This is a genomic window from Actinocorallia libanotica, assembly GCF_039525175.1.
GTDB classification, from domain to species: Bacteria; Actinomycetota; Actinomycetes; order Streptosporangiales; family Streptosporangiaceae; genus Actinocorallia; species Actinocorallia libanotica.
The window spans coordinates 13734-29210 of sequence record NZ_BAAAHH010000016.1; the positions used below are offsets into that span (position 1 = coordinate 13734).

A 15477-nucleotide genomic window follows, 5' to 3' on the forward strand; every position below is an offset into this window, starting at 1 on the left:
GGGTTCGGGGGAGAGCGCAGGGGCGTTCCGGAGCAGATCCGGGACGCCCCTAACTCTGTTCTGGAGGGAGAGATCTTGCGGAGTTTCGCCAAGGAGCGCGCGGCACGGGTCGCCGAGCTGGACGGCTGGCTGGCCGGTCTGGTGGGGGAGGAGCCGGGGGTGGCGCTGCTGGCCGTCGGCAGTTTCGGCAGGGGCGACCTGACGCCCGGCGGGGACCTGGACCTGGTGCTGCTGCACAACGACAAGCCCGACATCGGAGAGTTCGCGGAGAAGCTCTGGTATCCCGTCTGGGACCGCGGCCTGCAGCTCGACCATTCCGTCCGCACCGCCGCGGAGGCGCGGGACGTCGCGGCGCAGGACCTCAAGGCGGTGATGGGTCTGCTGCGCACCCGGCTGATCGCGGGCGATCCGGAGCTGGCCGAAGGGATGCGCAGCGCCGTCCTCGCCGACTGGCGCGCCGCGGCGAAAAGGCGGCTGCCGGAGCTGGCACGGCTGACGCAGGAGCGCTGGGAGCAGGCGGGAGAGCTGGCCTTCCTGCTGGAGGGGGACCTGAAGGACGCCCGGGGAGGGCTGCGGGACCTCCACGCGATGGAGGCGGTCGTGGCGACCTGGGTGGTGCCGCCGCCGGGACCTCGCGTACGGACCGCCTACGGACGTCTGCTGGAGATCCGGCACGCGCTCCACGCGGTCACCGGGCGCGCGAACGACCGTCTTCTGCTCCAGGAACAGGACGCCGTCGCCGCCCACCTGGAGATGGAGGACGTCTACGAGCTGCTCGGGACGGTCGCCGAGTGCGCCAGGACGATCACCTACGCCGGTGAACACGTCTGGCGCCATGTGGAAAGGCACGGCACCTCGCAGAGCAGGAGCGAGCGCCGTCCACTGGCGGACGGGTTCGTGGAGTTCGCGGGGGAGGCCGTCCTGGCCCGCGACGCGGATCTGGCCGACCCGTCTCTGCCGCTGCGGGCCGCCGCAGCGGCGGCGCACGCGGGGCTTCCACTGGCTCCCGCGACGGTGGACCGGCTCGCGAAGTCCTTCACGGAGCTGCCCGTGCCCTGGCCGGAGCGGGCGCGCACCGCCCTGGTGTCGCTGCTGGGCGCCGGGCCCGCGGCGATCGGCGCGTGGGAGGCGCTCGACCAGGCCGGGCTGGTGGTCCGGATGATCCCCGACTGGGCGCGGGTGCGCAATCGCCCGCAGCGCAACGCCGTCCACAAGTACACCGTCGACCGGCACCTGGTGGAGGCCGCCGCCCGCGCCGCCGCCCTCACCCGCGAGGTGGCGCGCCCCGACCTGCTGCTGGTCGGCGCCCTCCTGCACGACATCGGCAAGGACGGCTCGGGCCGCGACCACTCGGTGGCGGGAGCGGAGTACACCCGCCCCCTGGCGGCCCGGATCGGCTTCCCGCCCGAGGACGTGGAGATCCTGGAGAGGGTGGTCCTGCACCACCTGCTGCTGCCCGACACCGCCACCCGGCGCGACCTGGACGACCCGCTGACGCTGCGCACGGTGGCCGAGGCCGTCGGCTCGCCGGTGGTCCTGGAGCTGCTGCACGCCCTGGCCGTCGCCGACGCCGGGGCCACCGGGCCCGCGGCCTGGGGCGGCTGGAAGGCGCGGCTGATCGGCGAGCTGGTGCGGCGCACCGACGTGCTGCTGCGCGGCGACGAGCCGCCGCGCACCCCCGAGCCGACGGCGGGGCAGCTGGCGCTGGCCCGCCACGACGGGGTGGCCGTGCGGATGAGCAGCACGGCGGTGCGCGGCTCGTGGGCGCGGCACACCGGGGGAGCGCTGACCGTCACCGTCGTGGCGGCCGACCGCGGGGGGCTGCTGGGGCAGGTCGCCGGGGTGCTGGCGCTGCACCGGCTGGTGCTGCGCACGGCGCGGACGTTCTCGCACGGCGGCGGCAACGCGGTGATCGAGTTCACCGCCGAGCCGGAGTTCGGCAGCCCGCCGGATCCGGCCACGATCGAGGCGGACCTGCGGCGGGTGCTGGCCGGGCGGATGGACGTCGCCGAGCGGCTGGAGAAGCGGGCGGCCTCGGTCCGGGTCCGGCGGGGGGTGCCGGTGGCGCCGCCGAAGGTGAGCGTCGTGGAGGAGGCCTCGCGCACCGCGACGGTGGTGGAGGTCCGCGCCTCCGACCGGCCGGGGCTGCTGTGGCGGATCGGGCGGGTCTTCGGCGGGCTGGGGCTGCACATCAGGGCCGCGAAGGTGGACACGCTGGGGTCCGAGGCGGTCGACGTCTTCTACGTGGTGGACGACGGCGGGCTCCCGGTCTCCGATCCGGAACTGCTGGAGAAGGTGCGGGAGGGGATTCTCGCCGCGCTCGGCTGAATTGGCCTCCTGTTCACCTTCCGGCGGGGAGGAGGTCGCCGAGCGCCTTCTCATTATTTGTCAGGTAAGTCCAGGGTGGCCATGCGAAAGAGGCGGATCTGGAAAGGAAGGCCGGGCATGGCGTGGAGCACCTTCTCGCTCGTTCTGACGGTGGGCGCGCTCCTGGTCCCGGTGGTCCTCACCGCCGCGCTGCGCCCGGCGCGGCCCGCGCGCGCCCGCCGGCGCGGGGAGCCCGGCGGACTTCGGGCGCGCGACGCGCCGCGCGGCGGATAGGCTTGGAGCGTTCGCATCAAGCGTCGGGCTAGGACGGGCCAGTGTTCGAGAATCTCTCCGATCGGTTGACCTCGGTCTTCACCAATCTGCGCAGCAAGGGCAGGTTGTCCGAGGCCGACATCAACGCCACCGCGCGGGAGATCCGGGTCGCGCTGCTCGAGGCGGACGTGGCGCTGCCGGTGGTCAAGGAGTTCATCTCCCGGATCAAGGAGCGGGCGCGCGGGGCCGAGGTGTCCCAGGCACTCAACCCGGCCCAGCAGGTCGTGAAGATCGTCAACGACGAGCTCATCGCCATCCTGGGCGGGGAGACGCGGCGCATCCGCTTCGCCAAGACCGCGCCGACCGTGATCATGCTCGCCGGCCTCCAGGGCGCGGGCAAGACCACCCTGGCGGGCAAGCTGGCCCGCTGGCTGAAGGAGGAGGGCCACACCCCGCTCCTGGTGGCCTGCGACCTCCAGCGCCCCAACGCCGTGCAGCAGCTGCAGGTGATGGGCGAGCGGGCCGGGGTCGCGGTGTACGCCCCCGAGCCGGGCAACGGCGTGGGCGACCCGGTGCGCGTGGCGCAGTCCTCCATCGCCGAGGCCAAGCGCGCCCAGCACGACGTGGTGATCATCGACACCGCGGGCCGCCTGGGCGTCGACACCGAGATGATGCAGCAGGCGGTGGACATCCGCCGGGCCACCGACCCCGAAGAGGTGCTCTTCGTGGTCGACGCCATGGTCGGCCAGGACGCGGTGAACACCGCCCAGGCCTTCATGGACGGCGTCGGCTTCGACGGCGTCGTGCTCACCAAACTGGACGGCGACGCCCGCGGCGGCGCGGCGCTGTCGGTGCGCGAGATCACCGGCAAGCCGATCATGTTCGCCTCCACCGGTGAGAAGCTCGAGGACTTCGACCTGTTCCACCCCGACCGCATGGCCGGCCGGATCCTGGACATGGGCGACATCCTCACCCTGATCGAGCAGGCCCAGCGCACGTTCGACGAGGAGCAGACGGCCAAGATGGCCGGCAAGCTCGCGTCGGGCGAGGATTTCACGCTGGAGGACTTCCTCGACCAGATGATGATGATCCGCAAGATGGGCCCGATCGGGAACCTGCTCGGCATGCTGCCCGGCATGGGGCAGATGCGCCAGCAGGTGAACCAGATCGACGACAAGGACCTCGACCGGGTCGCCGCGATCATCCGGTCGATGACCCCGGCCGAGCGCGCCGAACCCAAGATGATCAACGGGTCGCGCCGCGCCCGGATCGCCAGGGGCTCGGGCGTCACCGTCGGCGAGGTCAGCTCTCTGGTCACCCGGTTCTTCCAGGCGCAGAAGATGATGCGCGCCATGGCCGGGGGCATGGGCATCCCCGGGATGCCGGGCACCCGGCGCAAGGGCGCCAAGCAGGTCAAGGCCAAGAAGGGCAAGCAGCGTTCGGGCGACCCGCGCAAGCGCGCCCTGGGCCCGCCGGCCAAGGAGGAGCAGCAGCCGCAGCAGGGGGGCCTGCCCCCGGCGTTCGGCGGCGGCCTGCCCGGCCAGCTGCCGCCGGGGTTCCAGATGCCCGACCTGGGCGATCTGGGCAAGAAGCACTGACCGCATCCGGCGGATCGCCGGAGCGGCGTGACGGAGTAGTCACGGAGATCTGGCAGAATGGTCCACTGGAAACCCGGTACGTGAGGCGCCCTCTCTCGCTCTGACGCCCGGAGTCCATCCGAGCAGGCCGGTCCGGACCCCACTCAGGCCCGGCGCTGTTCTCCTGTTACTGAAACCGGAGTTACCACACCCGTGGCAGTCAAGATCAAGCTCAAGCGTCTCGGCAAGATCCGCAGCGCGCAGTACCGCATCATCGTCGCCGACGCCCGCACCAAGCGTGACGGCCGTGCGATCGAGGAGATCGGCAAGTACCACCCCAAGCAGGAGCCCTCGCTGATCGAGGTCGACTCCGACCGGGTGCAGTACTGGCTCGGCGTCGGCGCGCAGCCGACCGAGACCGTCCAGAAGCTGTTCAAGATCACCGGTGACTGGCAGAAGTTCAAGGGCGAGCCGGGCGCCGAGGGCACGCTGAAGACGGCGGCTCCCAAGCCGGACCGCGCCGAGGTCTTCGCCGCCGCCGCCAAGGAGGCCGCGAACCTCGAGGGTGGCGCCGCCCCCACGCCCAAGGCGAAGAAGAAGGCCGAGCCCAAGGCCGACGACACCGAAGCCCCGAGCGAGGCCTAAGTGCTCGAAGAAGCGCTCGAGCACTTGGTGCGCGGCATCGTCGACAACCCCGACGATGTCCGGGTCCACGCCAAGCGGATCCGCGGTGGCCGGGTCCTGGAGGTGCGCGTGCACCCCGAGGATCTCGGCAAGGTCATCGGCCGCAGCGGGCGTACCGCCAAGGCCCTCCGCACGGTCATGGGCGCCCTCTCCGGAGGTCGCTATGTCCGGGTGGACCTGCTCGACGTCAACGAGGTCCGCTGACCGGTGCAACTGGTAGTGGGCCGGATCGGCAAACCGCACGGGATCCGCGGCGACGTCACCATCGATGTGCGCACCGACGACGTCGACACCCGGTTCGCGCCGGGTGCGGCGCTCGCCACGGATCCCGCGGCGGCCGGTCCGCTGACGGTCGACACCGCCCGCTGGCACAGCGGTCGGCTCGTCGTCCGTTTTGCGGGTGTTTCTGACCGCAACCGCGCCGAGGAGCTGCGCGGCACCTGGCTGGTGATCGACTCCTCGGAGATCCTTCCCTCGTCCGATCCGGACGTCTTCCACGACCAGCAGCTCGTCGGGCTGGAGGTCGTCACCACCGCGGGCGAGCGGGTCGGCACCGTCTCAGAGGTGCTGCACCACGCGCAGGAGCTGCTGGTGATCGACACCGAGCACGGTGACAGGCTGGTGCCCTTCGTGGCGGCGCTCGTCCCCGAGATCGACATCGAGGGCGGCCGGCTGGTGGTCGACCCGCCGGGCGGACTCTTCGACTGACGAGTCCATGCGCTTCGACATCATCACGATCTTCCCCGAGTACTTCACCCCCCTGTCGGCCTCCCTGCTGGGCAAGGCCCGCGACCGGGGGCTGCTCTCGTTCGGCGTCCACGACCTGCGCGACTGGGCCTACGACCGGCACCGGACCGTGGACGACACCCCGTACGGCGGCGGGCCCGGCATGGTCATGAAGCCCGAGCCGTGGGGCCAGGCGCTGGACGACGTCCTGACGCCCCGGTCCCGGCTGGTGGTCCCCACGCCGTCCGGGCGCCCCTTCACCCAGCGGGTCGCCGGCGAGCTGGCGGCCTCGGACCACCTCGTCTTCGCCTGCGGCCGCTACGAGGGCATCGACTCGCGCGTCATGGCGCACTACTCCTCGGTGGTCGAGGTCGACGAGCTGAGCATCGGCGACTACGTGCTGGCCGGCGGCGAGGTCGCGGTGCTCGTCATGATCGAGGCGGTCAGCAGGCTGGTGCCCGGCGTCCTGGGCAACGCCGAGTCGGTGAGCGACGACTCCTTCGCCCCCGGCCGCATGGAGCACCTCGTCGAGGGGCCCGTCTACACCAAGCCGCCGCAGTGGCGCGGCCTGGCGGTGCCGGACGTGCTCAAGTCCGGCCACCACGGCAGGATCGCGCGCTGGCGGCGGGACGAGGCGCTGCGGCGCACCGCCGCGCGGCGGCCCGAGCTGCTGGAACGGGTCGAGCTGGACTCCCACGACCGGAGGCTGCTGGAGTCGCTCGATTTGGCCGAGCATCCCGATCCTGTGGCAGACTAGGGCGTCTGCGCCGTCACGCGCGGCTACACACTTCCCGGCCTGACGCCCCCCTCGAAGTCCTGGGGCCTCTCGCGGCACGGGCGAATCCACAGCGAGGAAACATGCACACCCTGATCCAGGAGATCGAGAAGGCCGCCCTGCGGTCGGACCTGCCCAGCTTCCGCCCCGGTGACACCGTCAAGGTGCACGTGCGGATCACCGAGGGCAAGGTCAGCCGTATCCAGGTGTTCGAAGGCGTCGTGATCCGCCGTCAGGGCGGCGGCGCCCGCGAGTCCTTCACCGTCCGCAAGGTCAGCAAGGGCGGCTACGGCGTCGAGCGGACCTTCCCGCTGAACCTGCCGGCCATCGAGAAGCTCGAGGTCGTCATCCGCGGTGACGTGCGCCGCGCCAAGCTCTACTACCTGCGCAACCTGCGGGGCAAGGCCGCCCGCATCAAGGAGAAGCGCGAGTTCTGAGGTCCCGAGGACCCCGGCGGACGCCCGGCCCCTTCCAGGGGACCGGGCGTTCGTCCGTTTCTTGGGGATCTTCTGGGAGACTCTGGGCCCTTCCTCGATCTTCGTCGGGGGTCGGGCGGCGCTAGGCTCGTGCCTTGATGAGTGACGACGAGGGCGGACGGTCCGGCGGCGGGGCCGACAGGCCCGCGCCCGCGGAGGAGCGGAGAGAAGTGCGTTCCGAGACCGAGGGACCGGCACCCGGCGAGCCCGAATCCGCCCGGACCGCCGGGGGCGCCGCGTCCGCCGGGGCCGACGACTTCGCCGGGGAGGCCGGGACCGCCGGCTCCGCCGGGGACGCCGCCGGGTCGACGGGGGCGTCCGAGGGGGACGAGGGCGCGAAGAGGAAGCGGCGGAAGCGCTCCTCGGACGGGTCGAGCTCCTTCTGGCGCGAGCTGCCGATCCTGATCGGGGTGGCGCTGGTCCTGGCGCTGGTGATCAAGTCCTTCGTGGTCCAGGCCTTCTACATCCCGTCGGCCTCCATGGAGAGCACCCTGCAGATCGGCGACAGGGTCCTGGTCAACAAGCTCGTCTACCGCATGCGCGACATCGAGCGCGGCGACATCGTGGTCTTCAGCGGCCTGGACAGCTGGGACCCGGCCGTCCCCGGCAGCGAGCCCGCCAACCCCGTCCTGCGCGGCCTGCGCTCGGTGGGCACGGCCTTCGGCCTCGTCGCCGGCGAGAAGGACTACATCAAGCGCGTGATCGGCCTCCCCGGCGACCACGTGGTCTGCTGCGAGGCGGCCACGGGCCGCGTCACGGTGAACGGCATCCCCCTCGACGAGACCTCCTACCTCTACACCGACCCCGACACCGGCGAGCAGAACGTCCCCTCGGCGATGAAGTTCGACGTCGTCGTGCCCCCCGAACGCCTGTGGGTGATGGGCGACCACCGCGAGGTCTCCTGGGACTCCCGCGGCCACCAGGCCGACTCCGGCAGCGGCACCATCCCCCTCAAGAGCGTGGTGGGCCGGGCCTTCGTGATCATCTGGCCCGTGTCGCACTGGCGCGTCCTGGAGATCCCCGCCACCTTCCACCAGCCCGGCCTCGGCGGCACGGCCCTCAGCGCCCTCCCGATGACCCTGGGCCTGGCAGCCGCCACCCCCGTCGTCTGGCTGCGCCGCAGACCCCGCCGCCGCCCCTGAGCCCCTCCCGGGGCCCTTCGGCCCTTCGGCCCCTGGGCGGCCTCTCGGCCGCCCCCTGGCGGCCCGGGGCCGTCCGGCGGATCGCTGCCGACGGCGGGTGCCTTGGCCGTTGGTGGGCGTTCTGGGTGCGTTCCGGCTTGCGGCGTCGGCCTTTCGGCCCTCTGGCGGCCTGGTCTGACTGGTGGGCCATCCGGTAGGTCGTCCGGTGGTTGGCCGGTGGCGGGTGGTTGGGGCGTCGGTTTCTGCGAGGCGGTCTTCGGTTCCTGGCGGTCTGGCCGTTCAGTGGATCCCCGCCGACGGCGGGTGCTCTGGGTGCGTTTCGGCTTGCGGCGTCGGCCTTTCGGCCCTCTGGCGAGTGGCGGTGGTGGGCGGCATCGGGTGTCGGTTTCTGCGGGGCTGCCTTCGACTCCTGGCGGTCTGGCCGGTAGCGGGAGGCTTCGGGGGTTGTCCGTCTTTCGATGACGGCCGTTTGGCGTTTGGTGGTCTGGTCGGCGGTTTCGTGTTTGTTCTTCTTGTTGGGTGTGTTTCTGGCTCCAAAGAATCTGGTTATTGGTGGGTTGTTCTTGGTGGCTCGGTCAAAGGGGAGTCGATTCTTGGGAGCCGGTCGGGGCCGAGCGGGGTTCTGGCGGTTGGATCGTGTTGATGGCGGGGGTCCTGGGCTGGTTTCTGCGGGAGGGGCGGTGGCGGCGGGCGCGGGGGCGTGTCGCGGCTCTGGAAAGTTGTCCACAGGGCGTTGGGCGGATGTCCTGCGGTGGGCGTATGGTTCCGGGTATGCACAGCCTTCACTACCGGTACCCCGGGTGGTCCCGATGCTCCCGGAGAAACCGGTGATCACGGAGATCAGGCGTCCCCTGCGGTTCACCCCGCGCCGGGACGCCGGGATGTACGGCTATGAGAGGGCCCTGGCGCACGGCGGCTTCCGCAGCGTGGCAGGGGTGGACGAAGCGGGGCGCGGCGCCTGCGCGGGCCCGCTGGTGGTGGCCGCCGTGATCCTGGACGGGGTGCGGATCACGGGGCTGGCGGACTCCAAGCTGCTCACCCCGGCCCGCCGGGAGGCGCTCTACGCGGAGATCACCGCCAAGGCGGTGTGGTCGGCCCTGGTCATCCCCAGCGCCGAGATCGACCGGGTCGGCCTGCACCGCAGCAACATCACCGGGATGCGCCGGGTCCTGGCGGCGCTGCCCGTCCGGCCGTCGTACGTGCTCAGCGACGGCTTCCGCGTGCCGGGCCTGGAGGCGCCGAGCCTGGCGGTGATCAAGGGAGACCGGGCGGTGGCCTGCATCGCGGCGGCCTCGGTGGTCGCCAAGGTCACCCGGGACAGGATCATGACCGGGTTGCATCTCACCCATCCCGTATACGGATTCGACGTCCATAAGGGGTACAACACCCCGGAACACATGGCCGCGCTCCGTCGGCACGGCCCCTGTCCGGAGCACCGTTTCTCGTTCTCGAACGTGGTTTCGACAACGGATGCTCCACGGAACGTGGGGCGAGCGGTGCCGGTGGGGAAGAATGAAGAGGTGGGAGGGGACGATGAGCGCTGAGGATCTGGAGAAGTACGAGACCGAGATGGAGCTCCAGCTCTATCGCGAGTACCGGGACGTCGTGGGTCTCTTCACCTACGTGGTCGAGACCGAACGCCGCTTCTACCTCACCAACTCCGTGGACCTGCAGGTGCGCAGCCTGGACAACGGCGAGGTCTACTTCGAGGTGAGCATGCAGGACGCCTGGGTCTGGGACATGTACCGCCCCGCCCGCTTCGTAAAAAACGTCCGCGTAGTCACCTTCCACGACGTGAACGTGGAAGAACTGGCCAAGCCCGACCTCCAACTCCCCAGCTGACCCCCGCCCCCCCTCCCGAGCCCTTCCCCTCGCCTCCCTCTCCCCGGCAGCCTTCCATCCCCAGCCGGCCCCTCCGGATCTGACCGGTCCCGCCACTCCCTCGGACAACCATCCGCTCCCGGCTCAGACCGCCGCGAAAGCCATTCACCCCTAGGCCGTGCCCTTTGCGGAAGGCGCCCGCCTACGAGCCGGTCCTTGGGAAAGCCAATCTCTTGCGGAAGGCGTCTGCCTGCGAGTCGGTCCCTGGGGGAAGCCGACTGGCCACCGGTCAGGTTGTCCGATAGCACATTCGGGAAGAAGTGCCAGAAATAACGGTCGACCTAACCATTCGAATACCACTCATCCCTGACGTGGCCCCCACCATGTACGGCCTCCACGTCCACGTCCGCGTCTACGGCCCGTCGCCTCGACAACGCCCGGCCACGCCCGCCCCGAACTCCGCTACGGCGTCAGCGCCCCGGACGTGGCCCGCAACGCCGATGACGTCCTCCTCACCGTGCTGGTGGGCGTCACCGAGGTCGAGTACCGCGCCCTGCGGCTGGAGCAGGTCGTGCTGGTGGGCGTCTGGACCGACGCCACACTCGAGCAGGCCGAGAACTCGCTGCGCGAGCTGGCCCTGCTGGCCGAGACGGCCGGCTCGGAGGTGCTCGAGGGCCTGATCCAGCGGCGCGCCAAGGCCGACCCGGCCACCCGCATCGGCTTGGGCAAGACCGAATGGTCCAAGTTCCGTGAGATCGACCTGCCGTCATGGCCCAGGTCGTCCACCACCTCCGCACAGTCGACGGCCACCACGCCCTCAACGCCGCCCATCGAGGCTCCCCGGCTGGGAATACCGAGCCCTGGACCATCCCTGACCACCCCGAAAACCACACACCACCTCCACACCCCGAATGCGACCTCCACACCCCGAATGCGCCGACGGACCATGCCCGCTCACCTGAACAGCACTGAACGCGTTGACGGGCCATGCCCGCTCACCTGAACAGCACTGAACGCGTTGACGGGCCATGCCCGCTCACCTGAACAGCACTGAGTGTGTCGAGGGACGGCGTCTGCCTACCTGAAGGGCGTTGAGTGCGTCGAGGGCGAAGGGTGCTGGGTGCGTCGAGGGGCGGTGTCTGCCCATCTGAAAGGTGCTGGGTGCGCTGGCGGACCATGTCCGCTCGCCTCGAATGGCATTGGTGGTTTCGGTGAGTTGATTCCGCTTATTTTGAAGGGTGGTCGATTGCCTCGTGCCTTCTGAATGGTGCTGAGTGTGCTGGTGAAGTGTGCCCGCCTGGCTTGGATTTTGCTGGCGGGGTGGGTTCGCGTATTTCGGATGGTGCTGAGGTGTTGGCCGTTCGTCTCCGCACCCCCTGAACGGTGCTGAACGTGCTGGCGAACCATGTTCGCCTGCCTTGAATGGTGTTGGTGGTGCTGGTGTCGTGTATCTCGAGTGGTGTTGGAGGGGGTGGTCGGTTACCCGTACATGGTTTGGGTGGTGCTGGGGAGTGGGGTCGGCTGTCCGTGCATGGCTTGGGTGGGGTCAGGGGGTGGGGCGGAGGCGCCAGCCGGTGCGGGTGCGGTCGATGAAGCCGGTGGCGGCGAGGAGGGAGAGGCGGCTGCGGGCGGTGGGGAGGTCGACGGCGGCGGAGGCGGCTATGGCGTGGGCGGGGGCGCCTGCGGGGGTGGCGGGGACGGCTTCCAGGACGGCGCGGGAGTCGGGGTCCAGGTGGTCGCGGGGGAGGGCGGGGGAGTCGTCGGGGCGGTCCAGGCCCTCGCCGATCAGGCCGACCTCCTCGATGACGTCGTCGGTGCAGGTGACCAGGCGGGTGGTGGGCGGAGTGGTGCGGAGGAGGCCGTGGCAGCCACGGGACATGACCGAGGTCACAGGGCCGGGGAAGGCCATGAGGTGGCGGCCCAGGTCGCGGGCACGGTGGGCGGTGTTGAGGGCGCCGCTGCGCAGGTCGGCCTCGACCACGACGGTGCCCTTGGTGAGGGCGGCGATCACCCGGTTGCGGACGAGGAAGCGGGGGCGGGTCGGATGGGCGGTGGGCGGCCACTCGCTGATGAGGAGGCCGGTGCGGGCTATCTCGGCGAACAGGCCCTCATGGCGCGGCGGGTAGGGGACGTCCACGCCGTTGGCCAGCACGGCGACGGTGACGCCGTCGGCGGCCAAGGCGCCTCGGTGGGCTTCGCCGTCGATGCCCAGGGCGCCGCCGCTGACGACCGTCCATCCCCGTTCGGCCAGCTCGGCACCGAGTTCGGCGGCGATCCGCCGACCGTAGGGGGAGGCGGCGCGGGCTCCCACCACCGCGACGGACCGCAGGCACAGCTGGCGCAGGTCACCGCAGCCGCGCGACCACAGCATGAGCGGAGCGCTCTCGCCGAGCTGGTCGAGTGTGGTGGGCCACCCCGGGTCCTGCGGGCACAGGATCCGGCCGCCGACCTTCTCGCCCAGGAACAGCACGCCCTCCAGGTCGAACGACTCCGCCCGCAGCCGCCATCCGGCGAGTTTCCTCTCCGTGATCCCCAGGCCGCTCGGCACCCTTCCCCGTCGGACGGCCTCCACCGCGCCCTCCGCTCCCAGGCGCGCCACCAGCCGCCAAGCCCCCTCGTCCCCCGGCTCGCACACCCCGCTCAGCCAGGCCCGCGCCCTTCCTTCCAAGCTCAGCCCGCCCCGGATCTCTCCCCGCTCCAGGGCTTCTCTCCGTCTCCGGGCTTCTCCCTGTCCTCGGGCTTCTTCCCGCTCCAGGGCCTCTTCCCGTCCCCGGGCTTCCCCCCGTCCCTGGGACTCTTCTCGTTCCCGGGCCTCTTCCCACCTCCGGGTCTCTTCCCGTCCTCGGTTCTCTCCCTGTCTCCGGATCTCTTCTCGTCCGTCCATCTCTTCCTCCTTGATTCCGATGGCTTCGCGGCCTTCTTCACCCGTCCCGCTTCTTCCGGCTTAGTGCTCGTTCCGTCCCGCTCTTTTTCGGCTGCCGCATCACCTTCTTTCGTCATGTCCGCAGCCTTGGATGTTGAGCCCTGCCTGTCGTGATGGGTTGCTTTGCTTGATGTGGCGCCGTCTTCGGTGATTCTGTTTGTTGTCGCAACTGCCTTCGGTGGTGGGTGGCCTGTCCGAAAGGCTGTCGCCTTCTGTGATATTTGAAACTCCGCGTCGTTGTCGATTTTGTGGTAGTGGTCGCCTTGTTTGGTTTGGCGTTGCCATTCATCGAAATCGTTGTTCTGCGATATTGCACCTTGGTGTGCTTGTCGGCCGATGCCCTTGTGTTCTGCTCGCAGCGTTTGATATCTGCTCTGGTTGAGTTTCTCGGGGCTCCTGCGGGGCCGCTGATCTTTGGGGCTCTCGGTCGTTTGCTTGTCGCGGCTTCGCCGCTGCGGCGGACGGGAGTTTCAGGGGGTCGGGTGGAGTGGGTGGAGGTGGCGGCTTCGCCAGTTGCTCTGTCGGTTCTGGTGCTGGATTGCGGGCTGGGATGGGCGGCCGAAGAAGGTGATCTTGTCGGTGCGGGTGCGGGTGCGGGTGCGGGTGCGGGTGCGGGTGCGGGTGCGGGGGTCAGGGGCGGTGGCCGCGCCAGAGGTCGAGGGCTTCGGCGGTGTCCCAGGGGGCGGGGGTGTCGCGGGCGGCCAGGTCGGCCAGGGTCCAGGCGGTGCGCAGGGCGCGGTCCATGCCCCGGGCGCTGAGGGAGCCTTCCTGGAGGGCGCGTTCCAGGGGGGTCAGGGACTCGGGGGAGACGGGGAAGCGGCGGCGGAGTTCGGGGCCGGGGATCTCGCTGTTGCTGCGCCAGGGGAGGCCGGACATCCGGGTGAGGGCGCGGTCGCGGGCGTCCTGGACGCGGGCGGCGACCGTGGCGCTGGACTCGGCGTTCTCCAGGTCGTAGCGGAGTTCGGCGCGGGTGGCGGGGCTCAGTTCGAGTTTGATGTCGACGCGGTCCAGGAGCGGGCCGGAGATCTTGGCCAGGTAGCGGGAGCGGGCGGAGGGGGAGCAGCGGCACTGCAGGACCTTGGCCGCGGCGCAGGGGCACGGGTTGGCCGCCATGACGAGGGTGAACATGGCGGGAAAGCGGGTGCTGACGCCGCTGCGGTCGATGCAGACCTCCCCCGACTCCATGGGCTGGCGCAGGGAGTCCAGGACGCCGCCGGCGAACTCGGGGGCCTCGTCGATGAACAGGACGCCGTTGTGGGCGAGGCTGATCGAGCCGGGGACGACGCGGCGGCTGGAGCCTCCGCCGAGGATGGCGGACTTGGAGGCGTTGTGGTGCGGGGAGGTGAAGGGGGCGCGGTCGATCAGCGGGCTGCCCGGCGGGAGGGCCCCGGCGATCGAGTGGATGGCCGTCACCTCCAGCGCCATCTTGCGGTCCAGCGGCGGGAGCAGGGTGGGGAGCCGCTCGGCGAGCATCGTCTTGCCGCAGCCCGGCGGGCCGAGCAGGAACAGGTGGTGGCCGCCCGCGGCGCTGACCTCCAGGGCGCGGCGGGCCTCCCCCTGGCCGCGCACGTCGGCCAGGTCGAGGGAGCCGCGCCGGGAACGGGTGGGTTCGGCGACGGAGGGGGGCGGTTGCTCGACGGGTTCGTCCGGTTCGAGGGGAGGGGGCTCGTGGCGCAGGTGGCACAGCAGGGCGCGCAGGCTGCCGACGGCGATGACCTTGACGTCCGGGACGAGTTCGGCCTCGACCTGGTTGGCGCGGGGCACGACGACGGTGTGGCAGCCGGCTTCGGCGGCGCCCAGCACGGCGGGCAGCACCCCGGGGACGGGCCGGATCCTGCCGTCCAGGCCGAGTTCGCCGAGCATGACGAGGTCGGCGCACTCGGAGAGGGCCAGCTCCCCGGCGGCGGCCAGGATCGCGACGGCGATCGCCACGTCGAAGCCCGCCCCCGCCTTGGGCAGGCCCGCGGGCCCCAGCGCCACGGTGGTGTGCCGTACCGGCCACTCCTCGCCCGAATGCATGATCGCCGCGCGCACCCTGTCGCGGGCCTCGCTGAGCGCGGTGTCGGGCAGCCCGACCAAATGGAGGCCGGGGGTGCCGCTGGTGATGGCGGCCTCGACGTCCACGAGATGGCCTGTCACCCCCATGAGGGCGACGGAGCGGGTCCGGGCGAGCGCCATCACGCGACCTCCTTCAGGTGGTCGACGGTGAAGCCGTCGGCTCCGCCGCCGACCAGGCCGATCAGGTCGATCCGCATCGACGACGCGCGCAGTCCGTGCTCCCTGGCCCAGCGTCCGGCCAGCCTGCGCAGCCGCAGCGCCTTGGTGATCGTGATGGCCTCGGCGGGATCCCCGTAGGCGCGGCTGCGCCGCGTCTTCACCTCGCAGACCACATGCCGCGACCCGTCATGGGCCACGATGTCCAGCTCCCCTTCGGCGCACCTCCAGTTGCGCGCGAGCACCCGCCATCCGAGGCCCTCCAGGTACCGCACCGCCGCGTTCTCCCCGCGGCGCCCCAACTCGTGTCCGGCGTTCATCGCCATCACCTCCTGCCCCTCACTCTGGGACACGGGCGAACGCGGAGAGTGGCCGAATCGAATTCTGTGGATGACGGGGTTACCGAGACTTCAAGGTTCTGAACTGGGAAGATGCGCTACTTGGTGGAGGTTCTGATGATTTGGCCTCTCGCTGTCCCGCGCATCCGCCGCGGTCGTGACTCCCACGGCGACGCCTGTCGTCCGTCCCGATTTCGAGCTGCCAGGCGAAGGCATTGAAA

At 70.8% G+C, this 15477-nt stretch carries 15 protein-coding genes and 1 pseudogene; 12 read left to right on the forward strand and 4 right to left on the reverse strand.

Features of this window, described 5'->3' with window-relative positions:
• The first annotated feature begins 36 nt into the window (after positions 1–36).
• From ABD140_RS19665 to ABD140_RS19720, 12 genes and pseudogenes are all read left to right on the forward strand, one after another.
• On the forward strand, positions 37–2328 hold the full coding sequence (locus ABD140_RS19665) for a [protein-PII] uridylyltransferase (protein ID WP_344242489.1): 2292 nt from the start codon (positions 37–39) through the stop codon (positions 2326–2328).
• Between the two features lie 117 nt (positions 2329–2445).
• On the forward strand, positions 2446–2601 hold the full coding sequence (locus ABD140_RS19670; RefSeq protein ID WP_344242342.1) for a hypothetical protein: 156 nt from the start codon (positions 2446–2448) through the stop codon (positions 2599–2601).
• A 41-nt stretch (positions 2602–2642) separates the two neighbouring features.
• Positions 2643–4178, forward strand: a complete 1536-nt coding sequence (ffh, locus tag ABD140_RS19675) for a signal recognition particle protein (protein WP_344242343.1) — start codon at positions 2643–2645, stop codon at positions 4176–4178.
• A 192-nt stretch (positions 4179–4370) separates the two neighbouring features.
• Positions 4371–4802, forward strand: coding sequence for a 30S ribosomal protein S16 (gene rpsP, locus ABD140_RS19680; RefSeq protein WP_344242344.1), 432 nt, complete (start codon positions 4371–4373; stop codon positions 4800–4802).
• Complete coding sequence (locus ABD140_RS19685) at positions 4803–5045, forward strand: RNA-binding protein (protein WP_344242345.1); 243 nt, start codon at positions 4803–4805, stop codon at positions 5043–5045.
• A gap of 3 nt (positions 5046–5048) precedes the next feature.
• Positions 5049–5549 carry a ribosome maturation factor RimM gene (gene rimM / locus ABD140_RS19690; RefSeq protein ID WP_344242346.1) on the forward strand — a complete coding sequence of 167 codons (501 nt, stop codon included), beginning with the start codon at positions 5049–5051 and terminating at the stop codon, positions 5547–5549.
• Positions 5550–5556: 7 nt separating this feature from the next.
• The gene (trmD, locus tag ABD140_RS19695) at positions 5557–6324 is read left to right on the forward strand and encodes a tRNA (guanosine(37)-N1)-methyltransferase TrmD (protein WP_344242347.1); all 768 of its coding nucleotides are present in this window, start codon (positions 5557–5559) and stop codon (positions 6322–6324) included.
• A 101-nt stretch (positions 6325–6425) separates the two neighbouring features.
• Entirely contained in the window at positions 6426–6779 is a 354-nt protein-coding gene (gene rplS, locus ABD140_RS19700) for a 50S ribosomal protein L19 (protein ID WP_344242348.1), read from the forward strand.
• Positions 6780–6913: 134 nt separating this feature from the next.
• On the forward strand, positions 6914–7960 hold the full coding sequence (lepB, locus tag ABD140_RS19705) for a signal peptidase I (protein WP_425544133.1): 1047 nt from the start codon (positions 6914–6916) through the stop codon (positions 7958–7960).
• A gap of 827 nt (positions 7961–8787) precedes the next feature.
• A complete protein-coding gene (locus tag ABD140_RS19710) occupies positions 8788–9504 on the forward strand; it encodes a ribonuclease HII (protein ID WP_344242350.1) in 717 nt (238 codons plus the stop codon).
• Positions 9494–9802: a DUF2469 domain-containing protein gene (locus tag ABD140_RS19715; protein WP_344242351.1), complete on the forward strand. Its 309-nt coding sequence runs from the start codon at positions 9494–9496 to the stop codon at positions 9800–9802. The genes ABD140_RS19710 and ABD140_RS19715 overlap by 11 nt, the downstream gene beginning before the upstream one ends.
• A 487-nt stretch (positions 9803–10289) precedes the next feature.
• Positions 10290–10511, forward strand: a pseudogene (locus ABD140_RS19720) (HflX-like GTP-binding protein); the annotation flags it as partial.
• Between the two features lie 816 nt (positions 10512–11327).
• On the opposite strand, the gene dprA reads toward ABD140_RS19720, so the two are convergent.
• From dprA to ABD140_RS19740, 4 genes are all read right to left on the reverse strand, one after another.
• A complete protein-coding gene (gene dprA / locus ABD140_RS19725) occupies positions 11328–12449 on the reverse strand; it encodes a DNA-processing protein DprA (RefSeq protein ID WP_344242352.1) in 1122 nt (373 codons plus the stop codon).
• 2 nt (positions 12450–12451) lie between these two features.
• Positions 12452–12781 (reverse strand): hypothetical protein, encoded by a 330-nt coding sequence (locus tag ABD140_RS19730; RefSeq protein WP_344242353.1) that lies wholly within the window; start codon positions 12779–12781, stop codon positions 12452–12454.
• 553 nt (positions 12782–13334) lie between these two features.
• Positions 13335–14882, reverse strand: coding sequence for a YifB family Mg chelatase-like AAA ATPase (locus tag ABD140_RS19735; protein WP_344242354.1), 1548 nt, complete (start codon positions 14880–14882; stop codon positions 13335–13337).
• The gene (locus ABD140_RS19740) at positions 14882–15271 is read right to left on the reverse strand and encodes a YraN family protein (RefSeq protein WP_344242355.1); all 390 of its coding nucleotides are present in this window, start codon (positions 15269–15271) and stop codon (positions 14882–14884) included. The genes ABD140_RS19735 and ABD140_RS19740 overlap by 1 nt, the downstream gene beginning before the upstream one ends.
• Positions 15272–15477: the final 206 nt, after the last annotated feature.

Excerpts from the sequence above, each read along its gene's own strand:
- ABD140_RS19670 (WP_344242342.1), top strand. The coding sequence starts at position 2,446 with ATGGCGTGGAGCACCTTCTCGCTCGTTCTGACGGTGGGCGCGCTCCTG.
- trmD (WP_344242347.1), top strand. The coding sequence starts at position 5,557 with ATGCGCTTCGACATCATCACGATCTTCCCCGAGTACTTCACCCCCCTG.
- rplS (WP_344242348.1), top strand. The coding sequence starts at position 6,426 with ATGCACACCCTGATCCAGGAGATCGAGAAGGCCGCCCTGCGGTCGGAC.
- ABD140_RS19715 (WP_344242351.1), top strand. The coding sequence starts at position 9,494 with ATGAGCGCTGAGGATCTGGAGAAGTACGAGACCGAGATGGAGCTCCAG.
- ABD140_RS19730 (WP_344242353.1), bottom strand. The coding sequence starts at position 12,781 with ATGACGAAAGAAGGTGATGCGGCAGCCGAAAAAGAGCGGGACGGAACG.
- ABD140_RS19735 (WP_344242354.1), bottom strand. The coding sequence starts at position 14,882 with ATGGCGCTCGCCCGGACCCGCTCCGTCGCCCTCATGGGGGTGACAGGC.